Source organism: Imperialibacter sp., assembly GCF_040222815.1.
Classification (GTDB): Bacteria; Bacteroidota; Bacteroidia; order Cytophagales; family Cyclobacteriaceae; genus Imperialibacter.
The window spans coordinates 65815-85794 of the sequence record NZ_JAVKCH010000057.1; the positions used below are offsets into that span (position 1 = coordinate 65815).

The window sequence follows — 19980 nt, forward strand, 5'->3', positions numbered from 1 at the left end:
TGCTCGCAGGCAAAAACGAATTGCAGTGCTACTTACCGATTAGCTTTTTTGCTCGAACTCCCGGATGGTTTTCTCAATGATGTCACAGCACTCATGGAGTTGTTCTTCGGTCATTACCAATGGCGGCGCAAACCGGATGATATTCCCATGGGTAGGCTTGGCCAGCAGGCCATTGTCCTTAAGAGCCACGCAAATGTCCCAGGCTGTGCTGCTGTCTTCCGTATCGTTGACGAGAATGGCGTTGAGCAGTCCCTTGCCCCGCACCATTTTCACAAGCTTTGTTGTCTCAATGAATTTGCTCATTCTTTCACGAAAGATCACCCCCAGTTGGCGGGCATTCTGCGCCAGTTTTTCCTCTTTTACGACGTCGAGCGCCGCCATGGCCACTTTGCATGCCAGTGGGTTGCCGCCAAAGGTAGACCCGTGGGTGCCGGGAGTGAGCACATCCATGATGTGATCATCGGCAAGAACGGCAGACACCGGATAGGCACCACCCGACATGGCTTTGCCAAGAATGAGGATATCAGGCTTTGTATAGGTAGCAGGCTGTCGCTCGCAATTGCCCTCACATGAGCAGTTGCCGCAAACCGCCAGCAAACTGCCCGTCCGGGCGATGCCCGTTTGAATTTCGTCAGCTATGAAAAGGACGTTGCTGGCTTTGCACAGAGCGGCGGCTTCTCTTATATAGTTGTCGGCTGGTGTGTAAACGCCTGCTTCGCCCTGAATAGGCTCCACAAGAAAACCAGCCACATTGGGGTCTTTCAAAGCTTCTTTTAAAGCATCTATATTATTGTAAGGGATCTTTACAAACCCTGGTGTAAGCGGCCCAAAGTTTCTTCTGGCCCCCTCATCGCTGGAAAAAGACACGATCGTAGTGGTACGGCCATGGAAATTCTGTTCACAAACTATGATTTTAGCCTGATCGGCAGCAATACCTTTCTTCTCATAACCCCACTTCCGACAAATTTTAAGCGCAGTTTCTACGCCTTCAGCGCCAGTGTTCATAGGCAGCACTTTTTCGAAGCCAAAATACGCCGTGGCATATTTTTGAAAGGCACCAAGGGCATCGCTATAGAAGGCCCTTGAAGTCAGTGTCAAAGTCTCTGCCTGTTCTTTTAAAGCGCCGATAATTTTTGGGTGGCAGTGCCCCTGATTAACTGCTGAGTAAGCTGAAAGAAAATCGTAGTACTTCTTTCCTTCAATGTCCCACACAAAGACTCCTTCTCCCCTGGAAAGCACGACCGGCAACGGGTGGTAGTTATGAGCTCCATACTTGTTTTCCAGCTCCATCGCTTCTTTGCTACTCATTGTCTTGATCATATCTTTGACTTTAGGATTGAACAATTGCCTGTTGGGCAGGGTTTCAAAGGTAAATAAAAGCCCCTAGACCGAAAAAGGCGATGGAGAAAGAATCAGCAAAGAAGGTTGAGTACGGGTTAAAGACCGAAGACTACTACCACACCAAAGAGGGGTTCCTTGTCTTTACAAAGGAATACCATCTGAAAAGAGGCTATTGTTGTAAGAGCGGATGCAGGCACTGCCCTTACGACTACAAAAGAAAAGATGCATAATTATTCACCCTCGTTTGTTGGTAATCAAATTTTTCCGATATTTGCAGACCCATTTCAAAAATACACTTATAAGACAATGGCGAGAGTTTGTCAGATAACCGGAAAAAGCACACGTGTGGGAAACAATGTTTCTCATGCAAACAATAAAACGAAGCGCAAGTTTTACCCAAACCTGCACACAAAGCGTTTTTTTATCCCTGAAGAAAATCTTTGGATTACATTAAAGGTTTCATCAACTGCTTTAAGAACCATCAACAAGAATGGTATCAGCGCTGTTTTGAAAAAGGCGAGAGCTAAGGGCAACGTAGTATTTTAAGCTAGAAGAATAGAATAGTCATGGCTAAGAACAAAAATAGAGTTCAGGTAATACTAGAGTGCACAGAGCACAAGACGACTGGTCTTCCAGGCACGTCACGTCACATTACCACAAAAAACAGGAAAAATACTCCTGAAAGACTTGAGATGAAGAAGTATAACCCCATACTTCGTAAGTATACTGTCCACAAAGAAATTAAATAATCATGGCAAAGAAAGTAGTTGCAACCCTGAAGAAAGAAGGTGGCAAAACCTATGCGAAAGTGATCAAGGCTGTAAGGTCTGAAAAAACTGGTGCATATACTTTCCGTGAGGAAATGGTTCCTGCTGACCTCGTAAAAGATACACTAGCGAAATAAGCTAGTTAACAGTACTTATTGACAAGAAAGTCCCTTCATGGGACTTTTTTTGTTATCAAGAGATGGAGGCCAGCTCCTGGCACCGTCATTATTTTTTCAATAATAACCAAACGCAGAATCATTTTCCGGTGGTTTAAGTTTGTAATTTGTATTTTCCGTTGGCTAAAGGAGATGGTCATTGAGCAACTCCGCAGTCGATAAGCAACCCTATTATATATGGCTTTATTTGGATTCATGTCCAAGGACAAAAAAGAGTCGCTGGACAAAGGACTGGAAAAAACGAAGGAGAATTTTTTCTCGAAGCTCGGCAAGGCGGTAGCCGGAAAGTCGACGGTAGACATAGATGTGCTCGACGAGCTTGAGGAAGTGCTGGTATCGTCAGATGTTGGCATTGAAACCACAGTTAGAATAATTGACAGGGTTGAGGCAAGAGTCGCCAAAGACAAGTACCTGGGCACATCCGAGCTGAACGTTATTCTGAGGGAGGAGATTGCAGGGCTCCTTTCCGAAAACAACACTGAGGATGTTGAAGATTTTGAATTGCCAAAAGATAAAAAGCCATATGTGATCCTGGTGGTGGGTGTCAACGGCGTGGGCAAGACTACCACTATTGGCAAGCTTTCACATCAGTTCAAGCAAAAAGGATATAAAGTGATACTGGGCGCTGCCGACACTTTCAGGGCAGCAGCTGTAGACCAGATCAAGCTTTGGGGGGAGCGTGTTGGTGTGCCCGTGGTAGAGCATGGCATGAATACCGACCCGGCTTCAGTGGCTTTTGATGCAGTGAAAAAGGGTGTAGACGAAAAAGCTGATCTTGTCATTATCGACACGGCAGGCCGCCTTCACACGAAAGTGAACCTGATGAATGAGCTTTCCAAAATCAAGAAAGTGATCCAGAAGTTCATTCCCGAAGCCCCGCATGAGGTAATGCTGGTGCTGGATGGCAGCACTGGCCAGAATGCTTTTATTCAGGCACAGGAGTTTACAAAAGCGACAGATGTAACCTCCCTGGCCATCACTAAGCTGGATGGCACGGCCAAGGGTGGTGTCGTTATTGGTATTTCAGATCAGTTCAAGATTCCGGTGAAGTATATTGGTGTTGGCGAGAAAATGGAGGAGCTGCAGGTTTTCAACAAAATGGCTTTTGTGGAGTCGTTCTTTACCCGCAACTAGGCCTCCTGACGCTACTTCAGCTTTTTCTTGGAATCCTTCGGCCGCAAGGGAACGGCTTTGTCTCTGAAAGCCAGCTTGTAGTAGATGTGGTAGCCGAAACCAAAATTTCCGCCATCGGTCACTACCCCATAACCGGGCACAGTATACGGAATGAGTGTTTCTGCTCCCTTTGTCTTTTGCCCAAACTTGCCTCGCAGGGTGTAGCCCATGTAAAATTGCTTCCACACCTTCACTTTCATGCCGAACACAGCCTCTATCCAGTAGGCACTGAGCCCCGCATTCGTCACGTCCACACTGGCAGGGCCCCAGTACGGCACCGCATAATCGAATGCCAGCGACTCGTCGAAAGTGGCGTGCGCATACCTTAGCCCGAAAAAAACAACGTCTTTGTTTGGGTTGTAAGGAGTCAGGTTAACGTCGACCCCGGCCCGGTAGAATGTGCCATTGGTGGTGTGTGTAAACCCTTCTGCCGAATTGTCGATCTCTTCTCTTCCCAGGTCCAGCACAAAAAAGTATTTGTTGAAATCAATGTCTGCCTGAATCTCCTGCCGATTGTAGCCATCAGTCAGGGCTGTTTTTGCAAACCCGAAAGCGTCTGCCCCCACCCTAACCGCTGAAGGACGCCAGTCTTCATCCTGGGCCCAGCTGACTGCAGGCAGCAGTAGCAGAGAAAATAAAAGTTGGCTAGCGGTAGATTTTAACATTGACTTCTCCAAGTAGGGTAAGTTCTGGCTTGTTTACAATGACAGAGTCGTAAAACCCTTCGAATTCAGTCGTCAGGTTCTGAAACCTGAACCGGGGGCCGCAATCTGGCGAAATCAGGTATTCCTTTCTGTCGTAGGCAAAGGTCACTGAGTTGCACGTATCATTGAGGCAAAAATGGTAAGTGGTGCTCGCTGCTTCCGGATTGACGTATAATCCATAAATAGAAAGGGTGGTGTCGGCATAAAGCAAAGTGTCCGCATCATCGGCCCAAAGCGAGTCAAGTTGAACAGATTCAACGGTCTCAACACCAGCGTCGCTAACCGTGTAAAAGCTCGCCGTTACATAAGGCAGGTAAATATCCGAGCAGGAGGGGTCGGGTGCACAGGCAGACCAGCCCAACACAAAAATTAATAACCAAAGATGCCAGGAAAATTTCTTCAAGATCATATGAACTAACCCAACGGCAAAAATAGAATTTATTGTTGGATACATAACCTTATTCTAAATATGAGTCGGGGCTTCAGACCAAATACAACAGTTTCGCCAACATGGAACTAACACCACAGGAAATTGTTAACTTGCGAGCCCATTGGCAGATAGAGAACAATTTCGTGGAAACCAGTGGCCAAATCCAATCTGACATTTGAAAACTAAAGGACTAAAAAATACGAAGGTGAACATCGTTACCCTTGGATGTTCCAAAAACTCTGTTGATTCGGAAGTTTTGCTTACCCAACTGCGGGGCAACGAAATCGATGCCGTGCACGAATCGGAAGACGACGATTCCAATGTGGTTGTTATTAACACTTGCGGGTTCATCGATAATGCCAAGCAAGAATCCATCGACACCATTCTGCGTTATGTAGATGCGAAAAAGGAAGGGCTGGTTGAGAAAATCTATGTAACCGGCTGCCTCTCACAAAGATATAAGGACGACTTGGAAAAGGAGATTCCGGAAGTGGATGCCTATTTTGGTACGAGAGATTTGTCGAGGCTTTTGAAGGAGTTCAAAGCCGACTATAAGCACGAGCTGGTAGGCGAGAGAATCCTCACCAACCCCGCTCACTACGCCTACATGAAAATATCGGAGGGTTGCGACAGGCCGTGCTCATTTTGTGCAATTCCACTGATGCGTGGCGGTCATATTTCCCGGCCTATTGAGGAGTTGGTGAAAGAAGCGGCTCATTTAGCCAAAAACGGCACCAAGGAGCTTTTGCTCATTGCGCAGGACTCAACCTATTATGGCCTGGATTTGTACAAGAAAAGAAACCTTGCTGAGTTGCTCCAGCGCCTTTCGGATGTAAACGGTATCGACTGGATCCGCCTGCACTACGCATTTCCAGCTGGGTTCCCCATGGATGCGCTCGATGTAATGGCAGAGCGCTCTAACATTTGTAACTACGTTGACATCCCCCTTCAGCATGCTTCCAACAACATGCTGAAGATGATGAGGCGGGGCACCACCCGGGAGAAAACCGAAGACCTGCTGGCCACCATGCGTTCTAAAGTACCTGGCATTGCTATCCGCACCACACTGATTGCCGGCCATCCGGGTGAAACAGAGCAGGATTTCGAAGAGATGATGGACTTTGTACAAAAGTCGAAGTTTGACAGGCTCGGGGTGTTCAACTACTCACATGAGGAAAACACCCACTCATATAGCTTTGAAGACAATATTCCTGAAAATGTTAAACAAGAACGGGCCGATGCCGTTATGGAGGTTCAGGAAGCCATTTCCTACGAGCTGAACCAGCAGAAAATAGGCAAGACCTTTAAAGTGTTGGTGGATCGCAAAGAAGGTGGTAATTTCATCGGTCGAACAGAGTATGACTCACCTGAAGTTGACAACGAAGTCATCATTGATGGAAAAGAAAACTATTTACGTATTGGCGACTTCGCCACAGTTAAGATTTATGATGCTGCCGAATTCGATTTGTTTGGAGAATTGTTGTAACCTGAAATGAGAGTAGAAAAAATATCCCTGGGAGAGACTGGACAGTTCTCTCCTATTTTTTTGGAGTACCTGGCAAAAAATGAGTCACTAAAAGACTTTTATCAATACTATCCCTCCGTAGAAAATGCTGAGAAGCAGATGGCATTGAAAAAAGCTTTCCCCAAAAAGAACAGGCTAAGGCTGGAGGCAGTACTCGACGAGCAGTATGGTGCATTGGATATGTCGCCCAAGCTGAGAGAGAATATTCACGCACTTTCCGAAGAAAACACATTCACCGTCACCACCGGGCACCAGCTAAATATTTTCACCGGGCCCCTGTACTTTATCTACAAAATTGTGACGGTAATAGATGCCTGCAAGCAGCTAAAGGCAAAGTACCCCGACTACCACTTTGTGCCGGTATACTGGGCTGCTTCCGAGGACCACGATTTTGAGGAGATTAGCTATTGCTACTTGTATGGCAAGAAATATACCTGGGAAACTGATCAGAAAGGCGCTGTTGGCCGCTTTATGCCCCATTCACTAAGCAAAGTGCTCGATGAGATGCCCGACAGAGCGTCCGTCTTTGAAAAAGCATACCTCGATCACAACAACCTGGCTGACGCTGTTCGATACTATGTGAATGAGCTATTTGGCCACGAAGGCCTGGTGATGGTGGATGGAGATCATCCGGATTTAAAAAGGATTTTTGCTCCCATCATCAAACAAGATATTGAAGAGCATGCATCGAACAGGCTGGTAGAAGAAACGACCAAAAAACTTGATGATGCCGGCTTTAAGACGCAAGTACATGCCCGGGAAATCAACTTCTTTTACCTGAACAGCATCCACCGGGACAGGATTATAGAAGAAGATGGTATCTACAAAGTCAACAATACTGACCTGTCGTTCACAAGGGAAGAGCTCTGGCAACTGCTGGAAAAAAGCCCGGAGAAATTTAGCCCCAACGTCATCATGAGGCCTGTGTACCAGGAGGCCATTCTCCCCAACCTGGCCTATATAGGTGGCCCGGCTGAGGTAGCCTACTGGCTGCAATTCAAAGCTGTTTTCGATCACTATCAGCTACCTTTCCCCATGCTGATGCCCCGCAATTTTGGACTGGTAGTGCAAAAAAGCCAGGCGAGCAAAATTGAGAAACTGGGATTGAAGCTTGCTGATCTGTTTATGGAAGGGCATGAGATCCGGAAAAAGTATGTGAGGGAAAACTCCGAAAATGACCTGCTGCTGGGCGAAGAAAAAGCGGCCTTCGCTAAGCTCATGGAGCAGGTGAAGGCCAAAGCAGTGGCCATTGATAAAACGCTGGATGGCTACATGGGCAAGCAGGAAACCCGGCTGCTACAGGAGTTTGAAGGCATGGAGAAAAAGCTGCAAAAGGCCGAAGAGAATAACCAGGCGGTGGCGATCAACCAGATTGAAAGTATTAAAGAGAAGCTTTTCCCGGGAGGCTCATTGCAGGAGCGTCACGACAACTTCCTTAACTTTTACCTCACCAATCCCGCCATTTTAGAAGAGTTCCTCAAAGGATTTGATGCATTCGACTTTTCCTTCCATATTTTTATGGAAGAATAAGCCACGATGGACAAACAGGCACTTCGAAAACAATACCTGGAGGAGAGAAAGGCGCTAAGTCAGCAAGCATGGCAGGCGGCTTGTGACAGCCTGTTTGAACAGGTGAAAGGCATTGCAGCGCTGATCGGAGGTGGCCCAGTTCACATTTTTTTGCCTATAGAGAAGTTCAAAGAAGTAGACACCTGGCCCATCATTCGCTGGTTGTGGCATGAAGGGATTCGCACGATGACTTCTGTCACCGACACCGAGCAAGGCACGCTTTCTCACGTTTGGTTTGATGACAAAACTCGTTTCAACACCAGCGAATGGGGGATTCCTGAGCCCTTAAATGCCACACCGGCTGATCCCTCGCTCTGTTCCGTGATTTTTGTACCGCTTCTGGTAGCTGACAAACACGGGAACCGCATTGGCTATGGCAAAGGGTTTTATGATGGATTTCTTTCTTCGCTGCCTCGCTCTGTGACGAAAGTAGGTTTATCTCTCTTGCCGTTAGTCGATCGCCCGATTCCTGAAGAACTTCACGATGTAAGGCTAGATGTCGTACTTGTGTGACTGGTAAGTGGTAAAAGGTAAGTGGCGGAGTTCAATTTTCAGTTGGGATTTAGTATTTTGATTGGTTATTATTTCTCAACTAATGCTAATGGTTTATGAGCTTTGTAGAAGGATACCGAGACCTTGAAGTATACAAACTATCAAGAAACCTTTCTCTTCAGATTTTTAGGCTTACAAAAAGCTTTCCAAGAGAAGAGATATACTCCCTTACTGATCAAGTTAGGAGATCATCCAGGTCAGTCGGAGCCCAAATAGCTGAGGCATGGGCAAAACGGAGATATGAGAAACATTTCATTAGTAAGCTGACAGACGCCGACGGTGAGCAGCAGGAAACACAACATTGGATTGAAACAGCCCAGGACAGCGAATACATTGATAAGAAATTAGCTGATAATTTGCTTGACCAATACACCTCATTGAGTAGAATGTTAAACTCAATGATTAATAAGGCACCATTATTTTGTAAGAAGTGAGCATATAACCCACTACTGCTCACTTCTTACCATTTACCACTCACCAACTTCTTCCTTAAATCCTCGCCTGATAAGTATACAAATCAAAGTACCGGCCTTTTTTCTCAATCAACTCTTCGTGCGTGCCCCTTTCAGCAATTTTGCCTTGCTCAATCACCAGGATCTGATCTGCCCGGCGGATGGTGCTGAGACGGTGAGCAATGACAAACGTGGTGCGGTCTTTCATCAGCTCTGCCAAACTCTTTTGGATCATCGACTCACTTTCGGTGTCCAGATTGGAGGTGGCTTCGTCCAGGATGATTACCTTGGGGTTGGCGAGAATGGCCCTGGCAATGGCGATGCGTTGTCGCTGCCCGCCGGAAAGCTTGACGCCCCGCTCGCCAATCACCGTATCCAACCCGTCGTCGAAGCGGTCTGTAAACTCGTGCACGTAGGCAGCGGTCACGGCATTTTTCAGCTCCTCTTCGGTGGCGTTGGGCCTTGGAAACAAGATGTTTTCCCTTATCGTCCCTTCAAAAAGAAAGTCGTCCTGTAGCACCACGCCCAGGTACTGACGGAAGCTCCTAAGCCCCACCTTTGACAGGTCTTCCCCGTCGAGGGTAATGCGACCGGCCTTTGGCGTGAGGAAGGTAGCCGCCAAACCCGCTATGGTTGTTTTTCCCGACCCTGAAGAGCCCACCAGGGCTGTCACCGAACCAGAGGGAGCGGTGAAAGTAATATCGTGGATCACTTCCTTGCCTTCTTCATAAGCGAAGCTGACATTCTCAAACGCATAATCTCCTTTCAGCTTTTTCAGCTGTATTGGCCTTTCCTCCGGCATGTCTTCAGGATCCATGTTCATGATCTCCTCGGTACGGTCAAGTCCTGCAAAGGCTTCGGTTAGCTGGCTGCCGATATTGCTCATTTGCACGATGGGCGCAATCATGAAGCCCAGGTAGAGGGTGAAAGCGATGAAATCACCCATGGTCATCTCGTTGGTGATGATCTGGTAGCCACCAATACCCATGATGCCTGTGGAGGCCAAACCAAGCAGAAAAGTAGCGGAGCTGGTCACTAGTGCGGTGGCGGTAAGGCTTGCTTTCACATTTTGAAAAAGCCGCTCCACGCCAGCTGCAAAAGTATTGTTTTCCTGCTCTTCGGCGTTGAAGCCCTTGATCACCCGAACGCCATTCAGGGTTTCCGTGAGGCGGCCCGTCACTTCGGCGTTAATCACACCACGCTCTCTGAAAATGGGGCGAATTTTCCCAAAGGCCTTCATGGCGATAAAGGCGAAAATACCTACCGGCACCAACACATAGAACGTCATCATAGGGCTGATGCGGATCAGCAGCACCAGCGAAATAACAGCAGTGATACTTCCCCCAACCAATTGAACCAGGCCGGTACCTACCAGGTTTCGCACGCCTTCTACATCGCTCATGACACGGCTGACTAAGGCGCCTGACTTGTTGTTATCAAAATACGAAATAGGCAGCGACAAAATCTTTCGCTGTACCTGTGCCCGGAGCTTACTGATGAGTAGCTGGGCCTCTACGCTAAGCAGGCGGGTGAGAGAAAACGACGTCACGGCTTGCAAAGTAATGGATGCCACCACCGCTATGAGCAACAGCTTAAGCATGTGTAAATCGTGATTGACAATTACATCGTCGATCAGGTATTTGGTGGCACCCGGAAGCACCAGGCTGGCGAGGCGACTAATGATGATGAGCACCAGGCCAACTGCCACAATCTTGCGACGTGGCCAGATAAAGTCTTTGAACGCCTGGGCTATGGTTACTTTTGATTTCGGTTTGGACATGAAAAAAGGGATGGTTGATTTCTAGGTTGTAAGTTAACGGATTAGTAACTGATTTATCGGGGCAAATAGTTCTACCTAAGACGGACGCCCTTTCAGAAAGACGCACACGCAGCATGGATTACTTTAAGAATAGAACAAAAATATTTCATTTAGTCAACCGCTCGTCTGTGGAGGGCGTGTCTCAAGCCCAGCGCATTATTCAGAAATTCTGTACTTTCATTTTTGAAGTTCCTTCGAAAGGCCAGCAACGAAGGATATGCCATCTGCTTTCAAGTAATTTTACTCGTTAACCTAACCACACCATGCACCCTACCTTTACCCGCCGAGACTTTGTAAAACTCAGTTCAATTCTTGCAGCTGCTTTGGCCACGCAACCTGTGCAGGCACTGTCCGTCAACGACCCCTGGAAAACGAGACGTGGCACTAAGCAGAAAGTCATCATTATCGGCGCAGGCATGTCCGGTTTAGCGGCTGGTATGGAATTGCGCAACCTTGGTCATGACGTCCAGATCGTTGAGGGGCAGATGCGGGCCGGAGGTCGGGTATTCACTGCCCGGAACATGTTTGCTGACGGACTCTATGCCGACATGGGCGCCGCCCGAATCCCTGAAGACCATGAGTGGACCATGAAATACGTGAAGCAATACGGGCTTGAGTTATATCCTTTCAACCCCGCTGAAGGTGGTTTGCTTCACATGGTAAAAGGAAAAAAGATCCGCTACACCAGCAACCAACCAGCTCCATTGAAAGATTACCCGTTTTCGCTCACCCCCAAAGAAGTCGCCATGGACTGGGCGGGCATTAGTACACAACCGTTTCAATCCATCATGACTCAGGTGGGAGATGCCAGGGATTTGAGCTGGCCACCGGCCGCCATTGCAGGCTACGACAAGCTCACCTTCAAGGAATTTCTTGTGAGCGAGGGCTACAGCCCGGATATCGCTGGTGCACTGATGCTGGGCTGGGAAGAAGCAGGAGAAAAAGGCCTTTACTTCTCGATTCTTGAAATGGTTCGGGAGACAAGCCTCTCGTTTGGCGCCAACCGCAACAAGATTGTGGGAGGCAATGACCTGCTGCCCCGTGCGTTGGCCAAAGACCTTGGGCGATTGATACAATACGGCACCAAAGTGCTGGCCGTCGATCAGGATGAGACGGGTGTAAGCGTAACCGTGGATAGAGGAGGTGAACGCTCCACACTCAGGGCCGACAGGGTGATTTGTACCTTGCCCTTGCCGGTGCTGAAGAAAATGGATTTTGTGAAGACTCTTTCGAACCCCAAACAAACTGCCATCAACAATATGGGGGGCTGGAACCTCGGCCGCACGGCGATGCAGGTAAGAGACCGCTACTGGAAAAAGGACGGCCTGACGGGCTTTGCAGCCACTGACCTACCTTCCGAAATCTGGGACCCACACTACGAATCAGATGCGGCCAGGGGTATTATCGCCCACTATGTGAAAGGCAGAGACGCTGGTAAGTTTATGACAATGAGTGCTGAGGAACGCCTTGCCTTTTCTGCCAACCATGTCGATTCGGTTTTTCCCGGCCTCAAGCCGCAGTTGGAAGGGGCGTTTATTAAAGTGTGGGGTGAAGACCCCTGGGCCGGGTATGCGCACGCCATTGGCACACCCAATGACTTAACGTTACACCTGCCCCACCTGATCACAGCCGAGGGCCGCATTCACTTTGCCGGGGAGCATGCTTCGGCCTACCATGGGTGGATACAGGGCGCAATTGAGTCGGGCAACCGGACGGCGAAAGAGATAAATAGCTTTTGAGGTTAGCTGGCAGGTTATGAAGACACAGCCGGCAACAATTGCTGCCATGGCTGAACTTAGCGTAAATACATATGAAACGATAGAGCGGTAAAGGCATCGTCAGGGAAAAGTGCCTGCGCTGAGGCTCTTGCGCTAGGCGAATAGTTCTCTGGTGGAGTCTATGCTGCTGATATCGTCTCCAATGATATACAGGAAGTCGCCTTCCACAAGCTCTGTGGCTCCTCCGGGCACAAAATACTTTTTGTCCCGTTTGATCATTACCACCAATACTGACGGAGGTATGCCCAGTTGGTAAATTTTCTTTCCTACCACACTGCTGCCCGCCCTTACTAGTATTTCTGAAGACGTGCCCTTCACATTTTCGATGAAACCGGAGCTCAACCCCTCAGGTACCTTGTCGGCGTCTTTCACTCCCAATAATTTGGCCATAAAGGAAATGGTGGTCCCCTGAATGGTCACTGACAGCAAAGTGATGAAGAAAACGATATTAAAAATTACATCGGCATTTTCCACACCTGCCACCATGGGATAGGTGGCGAAAACGATGGGTACAGCACCCCGCAAACCAACCCACGATATAAAAAGTTTAGTGCGAAACCCAAGCCTGAAGGCCGCCAGACTCACAAACACACTCAAAGGTCTTGCAACCAGGATCATAAACAAGGCTATAGGAAGGCCAATTGAAATGATGGGAATGATTTGTGATGGAAACACCAATAGCCCCAGCGTAAGGAACAATATGATCTGCATCAACCAGGCCACCCCATCAAAGAATTTGATAGTAGAGCTTTTGTGGATAAGATTGGTGTTGCCCAACATCACTGCACAGATGTAAACTGCCAGAAAGCCGTTGCCCCCAATAAAATCGGTGACGGAGAACGTAATAAAGCACAAGGTGAGTGCAAGCACAGGGTACAGCCCTTCGAAATCCAGCTTGATTTTATTGATCACCAGCTTGCTTAGCTTTCCGAAGAGGAAGCCAGAGGCTCCTCCCAAAGCAAATTGAAAGAAGAGGCTCCCCAGCGCCGCAACAAAATCTAGCTCGTGCACCTGTTCAATTCCTACAAGCGTGATGGTGAGAAAGTAGGCCATGGGGTCGTTGCTCCCACTTTCAAGCTCAAGAATGGGCCTTATATTTCCTTTCAGGTTGATCCCTTTTGACCGAAGAATAGAAAATACAGCTGCTGCGTCCGTTGAAGATACAATGGAACCGAGCAGGAGCCCGTCAAGAAGTGTAAAGTCTGATATCCAGTAAATAAACAACCCCACGCTGCCTGCGGTGAGAAACACCCCCACCGTGGCCAGAGTGATGCCCTGGCCAAGCACCGGTTTCACACTGTCCCAACGGGTGTCGAGCCCGCCTGAAAACAGGATGATGTTCAAGGCAACCACGCCAATGAACTGCGCCGATACGGGATTATCGAAATAGATGCCACCAATACCATCCGAACCTGCCAGCATGCCAACGATAAGGAAAAGAATGAGAGTAGGCACGCCCAGCTTATAGGTTGTTTTGCCGGCAAAAATGCTCAGCAGCAGCAGGATTGAACCCACCAAAAGGATGTTGTGACTGGTTATGACCATCTGCTTTCTGTCTATTTTTTTACAACAAGCCCATTGCTTTTAAACTCATGGTCCCTTCCTGCCGTTTTTCCATACATCAGCGCCTCCACCACTGGCTGGAAAACGGCCGTTTCGGCACTCCATTCTACAAAAAAGTTGGCTCCAGATCCACCCGATTCGTCATTCTGCGGAATAAAGTATTCGATGGTTTCCATTGGCCCCGCCTCTACTCTTCTAGGTGTAAATTGCCTGACCAGCTGGCCCCGGGTGTCGTAGTAGTCAACCCGGGTGATGTTAATTGACGTGGTGGGGTCGGTGTTCCTTATACTCAACAAGATAGAAAGATTCTGCCGGGAATTGTCGGACAGGGGGATGCTTGAATAAGCGGGTACGTACATTTTCTGTCCCCTCGCCAATGTGATGTCTGGCGGAGCCACATAGTTTTCCTCGATGTGGCTTTCACTCAATATTGAAATATCTTCCTGCATCTGGGCCAGGTAGAGGGTAATGACTACGAGAAATATATACCCAAGCAGAAAGCCCCCTGCAATTCGCAGGAGTTGTTTTTTTGGATCATCCATGTAAGCTTCTTTTTTAGTTAAAACTGTATAAAGGCAGATTCAATCCGCCTGATATTCGGTATCAGTCTTTTGCGGAGGCGGGAAACCTTGCAGCAGCACCCGCCTTCCGGCTGACTAAAAAGAAAGGATGTTACCTGAAGAAATGAAAGGGGAATAGTTGTGTTGATCGGAAAAGGTGCAGCCACGGGCAGGCCTTCCCCGCCGATTGCACCAATTCATTGCGGTTAACATGCACGGCAGAGAACACAGCAGGACGGGCAGAAAAGAGAACAAGGTAAGGTAGCTCTGTTTTTTGACGAGTCGAGCTAAGCCGGGCTTGAAATAAAAACTCTCCAGACGGGTCGGATAACAGCGAGGTCAGCTCGTCGTAGTGGTGGTCGAAGACCGTGCGCACAGTCTCGTGTCCCGGGGGAAAGGCGATGATGAGTAAAAGAAAGAATGCGATGACCCTGAACCGAAGCAGCATATTGCAAAATAACAACATTTGAGACAAAGGGAAAGACAAAGAAGTTCCCGGCCACGTTAAACTTCATTCAACACAGGCTCAGGGTTTTACCTTCAAGGCTGTTCAACTGCTCCGAAGCGGGGCGCCATCAAGGGTAAAACAGTTTTGAAAGGCCTGTTATACTTTGTGTGGGCTTCTCTTAGCAAGATATCTTTAAACCATCAACATCTTCCAGGACAATACATTTACCGACCTACGATAGTTGGCAATAAATGAAAATTAGTCGCACATCAGGGATAAAAGGGTAACGAAGGTCTTAACTTAGCGGCACTATTTTCGGTGCTAAAATTCTTACACGTTAAACATGGATTTGATTTCACTCCTTATCGGATTAGCCATTGGCTTGGTGGCTACAGCACTTGTCCTGCTAGCCAGGCAGTCGACCACCAAACAAAGTTTGCAACGTGAGTTCGAAGCAAAAAGCAATGAGCAGAATACACAAAACGCCCTACTGAAGGGCAAGCTGGAAGATGTGGAGAAAGAGGCAGCCGGATATGTGCAGGAGATAAAGTCAGAAAGAGAAAAGGTAATTCAACTGAGCACAAGAAATTCCACGCTGGAGGCCAATTATAAAAATCTACAGGAGAGGCTGGACGAGCACAAAAAGGAAGTGGCTGAGCTCCAGCAACGTTTCACCGTAGAGTTCAAGCACCTTGCTCAGGAAATCTTTGAAGAAAAAAGTAAAAAATTCACTGACCAGAATAAGACGAATATAGCCGAGGTGCTCAATCCGCTACGGGAGAAAATAGCCGAGTTTGAAAAAAAGGTGGAAGACACGAACAAAGAAAGCCTGAAGTGGAACAGCAGCCTGAGCGAGCAAATCAAAAACCTCCGTGAGCTGAATCAACAGATTACCAAAGAAGCGGAGAACCTCACCCGAGCCTTGAAAGGCGACAGCAAATCACAGGGAAGCTGGGGTGAAATGCAGCTGGAGGCGATCCTCGAAAAAGCCGGGCTCCAAAAAGACATCCACTACTTCAAAGAGAAGAACTTCAAGAATGAGGACGGCTCCAATCAGCGCCCCGACTACATCATCAAACTTCCGGATGAAAAGTATCTGGTCCTTGATTCAAAAGTATCGCTAACTGCCTATACTAACTTTTTCAATGCTGAAAACAACCTGGAACAAGCGAAATTCCTGAAGATGCATATTGATAGCATTTACAGTCATATCAAGTTGCTCGGCGAGCGCAACTACCAAAACCTGTACGAAATCAGCCAGCCCGACTACGTCATGATGTTTGTTGCGAACGAACCCGCACTGACGGTTGCTTACAAAGAGGATCATGCGCTCTATGAAAAAGGGCTCGATAAAAATATCGTACTGGTGTCCACCACCACGCTCCTTGCCACCCTGCGCACTATTTCGTACATATGGAAGCAGGACATGCAGAATAAAAATGCTGAGGAGATTGCCAGGCAAGCAGGTGCGCTTTACGACAAATTCGACGGTTTCGTGGCCGACTTGGTGAAGGTGGGCAACAGCCTTAAGCAAACCAAGGAAAATTACGATGCGGCAATGAACAAGCTGGTAGACGGCAAGGACAACCTTGTGCGCAAAACCGAGCGGTTGAGAGAGCTGGGAGCAAAAACCACCAAGCAACTTGACCAGAGGCTCATCGACAGATCAATGGACTAAACTGTTTTGTGCATTTTTTGGTTTAAGAGTAACTTTGAAACCTGATGAAGGGAAAAAGAATGGAATTGACAGCAGACAACAAGCTGAAAAAGCTGGTGATAGTGGGCGACAGGGTATTGGTCAAGCCAAAAAAGGAATCAGAGAAAACTGAAAGTGGGCTTTACCTGCCTCCGGGAGTGCAGGAGAAGGAAAAAATACAAAGCGGATACATCGTGAAAGCGGGGCCTGGCTACCCTATCCCTATGCAGGCCGATGATGACGAGCCGTGGAAAGCCGAGGAGGATAAGGTAAAATACGTGCCCCTACAAGCCAAAGAAGGTGACATGGCCATTTTCCTGCAAAAGGCAGCTTTTGAGGTGCACTACAAAGGCGAAAAGTACTTCATTGTGCCGCAGTCGGCTATTTTGATGCTGGAGCGGGAAGAGGATTTGTTTGATTAGACTTCAGTTTATCTGAATGGCAGCCACTTTCTTAAAATTTCCTGAAAGAATCCGATTTTCGGATGACGAATTGCTGGAAATCTGCTTGGCTAACAAAGAACTACGTATAGAAAGAGACGTGCAGGGGAATCTTATCATTGATTCCCTGGCGGGATGCCGTACAAGCCGCTTCGGCTTAAAAATTCTAGCACAGCTGGGCAACTGGGCAGAGAAAAATTTCAGCCTTGGAATAGCCTTTTCCAATGGCGGATTTATTTTGCCCGATGGCTCCATGAAAGCTGCTCACGCAACCTGGGTGTCGTTAGAAAAATGGAGTCAAATCAGCGACGAACAGAAAAACAAGTTTGCACCAATTACTCCCGATTTTATCATCGAACTTAAGTCTCCTTCTGATTCCTTTACTACATTAAAGAAAAAGATGGAAGAATGGATAGCCAACGGAGTGCGATTAGGCTGGCTGATCGACCCAGAACTGAAAAAAGCGTTTATCTACAAGCCTTCTCAGCCTGTCAAAGAGGTTGACTCATTTGATTTTTTCCTGGACGGCGAAAACGTGCTACCTGGCTTCCAACTGGACCTTTCGAAATTGACATAGAGGATTAAACATCCGCCTCATACTTCAACCCAATCTTTTCTCTGATCCTATCGAGGGTCTTTAATACAAGAAGGCTATCGCCATAGCTCCACAAATCACTTTCCGTCTTACCTTCATCAAGACATTTGTGCACTTCTGCCACCTGATAGTTAAGCCCATTGCTCGGGTAGTCAAACTTGACCAGGCCCCTGGGTTTCCAGTCAGTAAAAATGTTGATGTTGGTTTGTCCCCAAAAAGGCTGGTCAATTTGAATGCGACTCTTCGATCCGTTGATGCTGGCCACCTGGGTATTATTTGAAATAATCGAGCACGAAAGGCTGGCAATGGCACCATTGTCGTATTCCAGCAGCATGGCACACTGCTCGTCTACGCCAGTTGGACCAATCACTCCGCTGGCCTGTATTTTTGCAGGCTCGCCCAAAAGAGCAGTAGTGAGAAATACCGGATAGATACCCACGTCCAGCAATGCCCCGCCACCCAATTCTTTGTTAAACAGTCGAGCCCCCGGGTCATAAGGAGCTTTGAAACCAAAATCAGCCTGAATAGAAACAACATGGCCTATCTCCTCTTTCTTTACAATCTCTATCACTCGCTTCATAGAAGGAAGAAACCTTGTCCACAAAGCCTCCATGATAAACACACCTGACTCACGGGCCACCTCATATACCTCTTTGGCCTGCTGGTAATTCATGGCGAAGGGCTTCTCGCAAAGAACTGGCTTGCCAAAACGCAGACAGGCTTTTGCCAGCGATGCGTGGGACGGATGTGTCGTAGCTATGTAAACTATGTCGACCTCTTTGTCAAGGATGAGATCCTCGTAATTGTCGTAAAACGTCTTCGCTTCAAAACGTTCAGCAAAAGCTTCTGCATTTTTTCTGTCTCTTGAGGCCACCGCTACCAACTGGGCAGTGGGAATCACTTTTAACGCTTCCGCAAATTTGTGGGCAATTCTCCCCAGTCCAACAATCCCCCAGCGATAGGTATTCATTAATTCTCTTTTATTAGAATAGTATTAGACAAATCTTTAGCTAAATACATCAATATTTTCATTTGAACGCCAATTTATAACAATAGTTATACTATCAAACCACTACTTTTTAACCTGCTGAGTGAGAGCAAAGTAGGGAGCCCCTGCTGACCGGCGATAATACTTGCTGCCAGCTTGCCCAGGCCCGGCCCATGCTTGAAACCATGTCCCGATCCTCCACCCAGCAACCAAACGTTCGAAGCTTCGGGATGTGTGTCCAGAATAAAGCTCCCATCAGGCGTATTTGTGTATTGACACACCCTGGACTCAACCAGTGGCAGACTTCCTAGGCCCGGAAACCGATGATGCGCATAATCTCTTGCTCTCTCCACTTCCGACTCTTCTGGTATCCGGCTCTGCGTTGTTGGGTCAATTTCACGACCCCGCTTGTCGGACGCTACCTTAAAGCCCCTTTGAAAGCCCCCGGGAATGCCGTAAAAGCCCCCATCATTGGCCATATCAATCCAGCTAGGCAAATTTGCTTCAAAAAACCCAGCTTTTGCAGCAGGCAAACCAAAGTAATGCACTTCCTGGCGGGTTACGGCCAGGTGCTGTCCGAGCACCTCCGGAAACAACGACTTGAGCCACGGGCCACCGGCGAACAGGTAGATGTCCATTTCATGCCTGCCTCCTGATGAAGTTTTACAGCCACCCATTTTACCATTTCTAACTGAACCTGGCGTCAGCGCCCCTGCAACATATTGACCTCCCTCAGAGACAAATTTTTTCAGCACAGCCTGACAGCTTTCCCTGGCTTTAAGCACGCCTGCCTTTTCTTCCAGAATCAGGTATGAAAGATCGGAACAATTCACATACGAAAACCGATCCGGCACTTCAGTGGCTTTGTAAAGCTGGTAAGGAAGCTTCAAACCATCCATCTGAACGACGGCGCTCTCCATCTCGTTGTCATTTTCACCCACCATCCACAGATTGCCCGTAGTATGCAACAGCTTGCTGCCTTCCCAAGCCTCTGCCTCCTTCCACATATCGTACGACTCATTGGCGAGCTTTGTGTAAAAGGTGTTGCTGCCATATACGCTTCTCATTAATCTGGTCTCGCCTCCGGAACTTGACAAGGAATTGCCCGCACCCCATGGATCAAACAGCGTTACTTTGTAGCCAAGCCTAAGCAAATTCAGTGCAGTCCACCCGCCAAAAGCACCCGCACCAGCCACAGTAATACGGGTCGATAAAGGAAGGGATGGCTTAAGACCAGCCACAACATTATCGGCCTCAGCGTATCTGGGGGCAATGGTCGACATATTTTTCCAGGCCATGGGGTATAATTATTTTGATGTGTTATTAGAGTTCTGGTAACTTGATTTTACTTGGTAAATGAAATTTATGTAATATTGAATTAGAACCTTAATTAAAACGAAAATT

Annotated in this window: 22 protein-coding genes; 13 read left to right on the forward strand and 9 right to left on the reverse strand. The window is 47.8% G+C overall.

The genetic code is table 11. The features are described from left to right. Positions 1 to 39: 39 nt before the first annotated feature. Entirely contained in the window at positions 40 to 1320 is a 1281-nt protein-coding gene (gene rocD / locus RIF36_RS26360) for an ornithine--oxo-acid transaminase (RefSeq protein ID WP_350073030.1), read from the reverse strand. Between the two features lie 80 nt (positions 1321 to 1400). Here rocD and RIF36_RS26365 point away from each other — a divergent pair, with 80 nt between their 5' ends. The 5 genes from RIF36_RS26365 to ftsY all read left to right on the forward strand — a co-directional run bounded on the left by RIF36_RS26365 (position 1401) and on the right by ftsY (position 3418). Beyond that, entirely contained in the window at positions 1401 to 1571 is a 171-nt protein-coding gene (locus RIF36_RS26365) for a C1orf53 family protein (RefSeq protein ID WP_350073028.1), read from the forward strand. Between the two features lie 76 nt (positions 1572 to 1647). Further along, a complete protein-coding gene (gene rpmB / locus RIF36_RS26370; protein WP_151997710.1) occupies positions 1648 to 1887 on the forward strand; it encodes a 50S ribosomal protein L28 in 240 nt (79 codons plus the stop codon). A 20-nt stretch (positions 1888 to 1907) separates the two neighbouring features. Beyond that, entirely contained in the window at positions 1908 to 2090 is a 183-nt protein-coding gene (rpmG, locus tag RIF36_RS26375) for a 50S ribosomal protein L33 (protein WP_151997711.1), read from the forward strand. A gap of 2 nt (positions 2091 to 2092) precedes the next feature. Further along, positions 2093 to 2245: a DUF4295 domain-containing protein gene (locus RIF36_RS26380; RefSeq protein ID WP_151997712.1), complete on the forward strand. Its 153-nt coding sequence runs from the start codon at positions 2093 to 2095 to the stop codon at positions 2243 to 2245. Between the two features lie 216 nt (positions 2246 to 2461). After that, positions 2462 to 3418, forward strand: a complete 957-nt coding sequence (ftsY, locus tag RIF36_RS26385; RefSeq protein WP_350127834.1) for a signal recognition particle-docking protein FtsY — start codon at positions 2462 to 2464, stop codon at positions 3416 to 3418. Positions 3419 to 3429: 11 nt separating this feature from the next. Here ftsY and RIF36_RS26390 read toward each other — a convergent pair whose 3' ends face one another. Beyond that, complete coding sequence (locus RIF36_RS26390) at positions 3430 to 4122, reverse strand: DUF6048 family protein (protein ID WP_350073025.1); 693 nt, start codon at positions 4120 to 4122, stop codon at positions 3430 to 3432. Further along, positions 4103 to 4564: a DUF6452 family protein gene (locus RIF36_RS26395; RefSeq protein ID WP_350127837.1), complete on the reverse strand. Its 462-nt coding sequence runs from the start codon at positions 4562 to 4564 to the stop codon at positions 4103 to 4105. The genes RIF36_RS26390 and RIF36_RS26395 overlap by 20 nt, the downstream gene beginning before the upstream one ends. A 202-nt stretch (positions 4565 to 4766) precedes the next feature. On the opposite strand from RIF36_RS26395, the gene rimO reads away from it, so the two are divergent. The 4 genes from rimO (at position 4767) to RIF36_RS26415 (ending at position 8671) form a co-directional block, all read left to right on the forward strand. Further along, positions 4767 to 6077: a 30S ribosomal protein S12 methylthiotransferase RimO gene (gene rimO, locus RIF36_RS26400; protein ID WP_350127840.1), complete on the forward strand. Its 1311-nt coding sequence runs from the start codon at positions 4767 to 4769 to the stop codon at positions 6075 to 6077. Positions 6078 to 6083: 6 nt separating this feature from the next. Then, positions 6084 to 7646, forward strand: a complete 1563-nt coding sequence (bshC, locus tag RIF36_RS26405) for a bacillithiol biosynthesis cysteine-adding enzyme BshC (protein ID WP_350127843.1) — start codon at positions 6084 to 6086, stop codon at positions 7644 to 7646. 6 nt (positions 7647 to 7652) lie between these two features. Then, on the forward strand, positions 7653 to 8198 hold the full coding sequence (locus tag RIF36_RS26410) for a 5-formyltetrahydrofolate cyclo-ligase (RefSeq protein ID WP_350127846.1): 546 nt from the start codon (positions 7653 to 7655) through the stop codon (positions 8196 to 8198). 95 nt (positions 8199 to 8293) lie between these two features. Beyond that, entirely contained in the window at positions 8294 to 8671 is a 378-nt protein-coding gene (locus RIF36_RS26415; RefSeq protein WP_350127849.1) for a four helix bundle protein, read from the forward strand. A 55-nt stretch (positions 8672 to 8726) separates the two neighbouring features. Here the strand turns inward: RIF36_RS26415 and RIF36_RS26420 are convergent, their stop codons facing one another. Beyond that, a complete protein-coding gene (locus RIF36_RS26420) occupies positions 8727 to 10469 on the reverse strand; it encodes an ABC transporter ATP-binding protein (RefSeq protein WP_350127852.1) in 1743 nt (580 codons plus the stop codon). Between the two features lie 302 nt (positions 10470 to 10771). Between RIF36_RS26420 and RIF36_RS26425 the strand changes: the two genes are divergently transcribed. After that, positions 10772 to 12247 carry a flavin monoamine oxidase family protein gene (locus RIF36_RS26425; protein ID WP_350127855.1) on the forward strand — a complete coding sequence of 492 codons (1476 nt, stop codon included), beginning with the start codon at positions 10772 to 10774 and terminating at the stop codon, positions 12245 to 12247. 132 nt (positions 12248 to 12379) lie between these two features. Here RIF36_RS26425 and RIF36_RS26430 read toward each other — a convergent pair whose 3' ends face one another. From RIF36_RS26430 to RIF36_RS26440, 3 genes are all read right to left on the reverse strand, one after another. Then, positions 12380 to 13831, reverse strand: coding sequence for a potassium/proton antiporter (locus RIF36_RS26430; protein WP_350127858.1), 1452 nt, complete (start codon positions 13829 to 13831; stop codon positions 12380 to 12382). Between the two features lie 11 nt (positions 13832 to 13842). Next, the gene (locus RIF36_RS26435; protein WP_350127861.1) at positions 13843 to 14391 is read right to left on the reverse strand and encodes a DUF3124 domain-containing protein; all 549 of its coding nucleotides are present in this window, start codon (positions 14389 to 14391) and stop codon (positions 13843 to 13845) included. Between the two features lie 130 nt (positions 14392 to 14521). Further along, positions 14522 to 14875 (reverse strand): hypothetical protein, encoded by a 354-nt coding sequence (locus RIF36_RS26440; protein ID WP_350127864.1) that lies wholly within the window; start codon positions 14873 to 14875, stop codon positions 14522 to 14524. Positions 14876 to 15200: 325 nt separating this feature from the next. Here RIF36_RS26440 and RIF36_RS26445 point away from each other — a divergent pair, with 325 nt between their 5' ends. The 3 genes from RIF36_RS26445 to RIF36_RS26455 are packed head-to-tail and all read left to right on the forward strand — an operon-like array spanning position 15201 to position 17570. Beyond that, on the forward strand, positions 15201 to 16535 hold the full coding sequence (locus RIF36_RS26445; RefSeq protein ID WP_350127867.1) for a DNA recombination protein RmuC: 1335 nt from the start codon (positions 15201 to 15203) through the stop codon (positions 16533 to 16535). A gap of 59 nt (positions 16536 to 16594) precedes the next feature. Continuing rightward, positions 16595 to 16975 (forward strand): co-chaperone GroES, encoded by a 381-nt coding sequence (locus RIF36_RS26450; protein ID WP_151997806.1) that lies wholly within the window; start codon positions 16595 to 16597, stop codon positions 16973 to 16975. 16 nt (positions 16976 to 16991) lie between these two features. Further along, entirely contained in the window at positions 16992 to 17570 is a 579-nt protein-coding gene (locus RIF36_RS26455; RefSeq protein ID WP_350073007.1) for a Uma2 family endonuclease, read from the forward strand. A 4-nt stretch (positions 17571 to 17574) separates the two neighbouring features. Here RIF36_RS26455 and RIF36_RS26460 read toward each other — a convergent pair whose 3' ends face one another. Both RIF36_RS26460 and RIF36_RS26465 read right to left on the reverse strand, forming a co-directional pair. Beyond that, on the reverse strand, positions 17575 to 18558 hold the full coding sequence (locus tag RIF36_RS26460) for a Gfo/Idh/MocA family protein (RefSeq protein ID WP_350073005.1): 984 nt from the start codon (positions 18556 to 18558) through the stop codon (positions 17575 to 17577). Positions 18559 to 18644: 86 nt separating this feature from the next. Then, positions 18645 to 19874: an FAD-dependent oxidoreductase gene (locus RIF36_RS26465; RefSeq protein WP_350127870.1), complete on the reverse strand. Its 1230-nt coding sequence runs from the start codon at positions 19872 to 19874 to the stop codon at positions 18645 to 18647. Positions 19875 to 19980 lie beyond the last annotated feature (106 nt).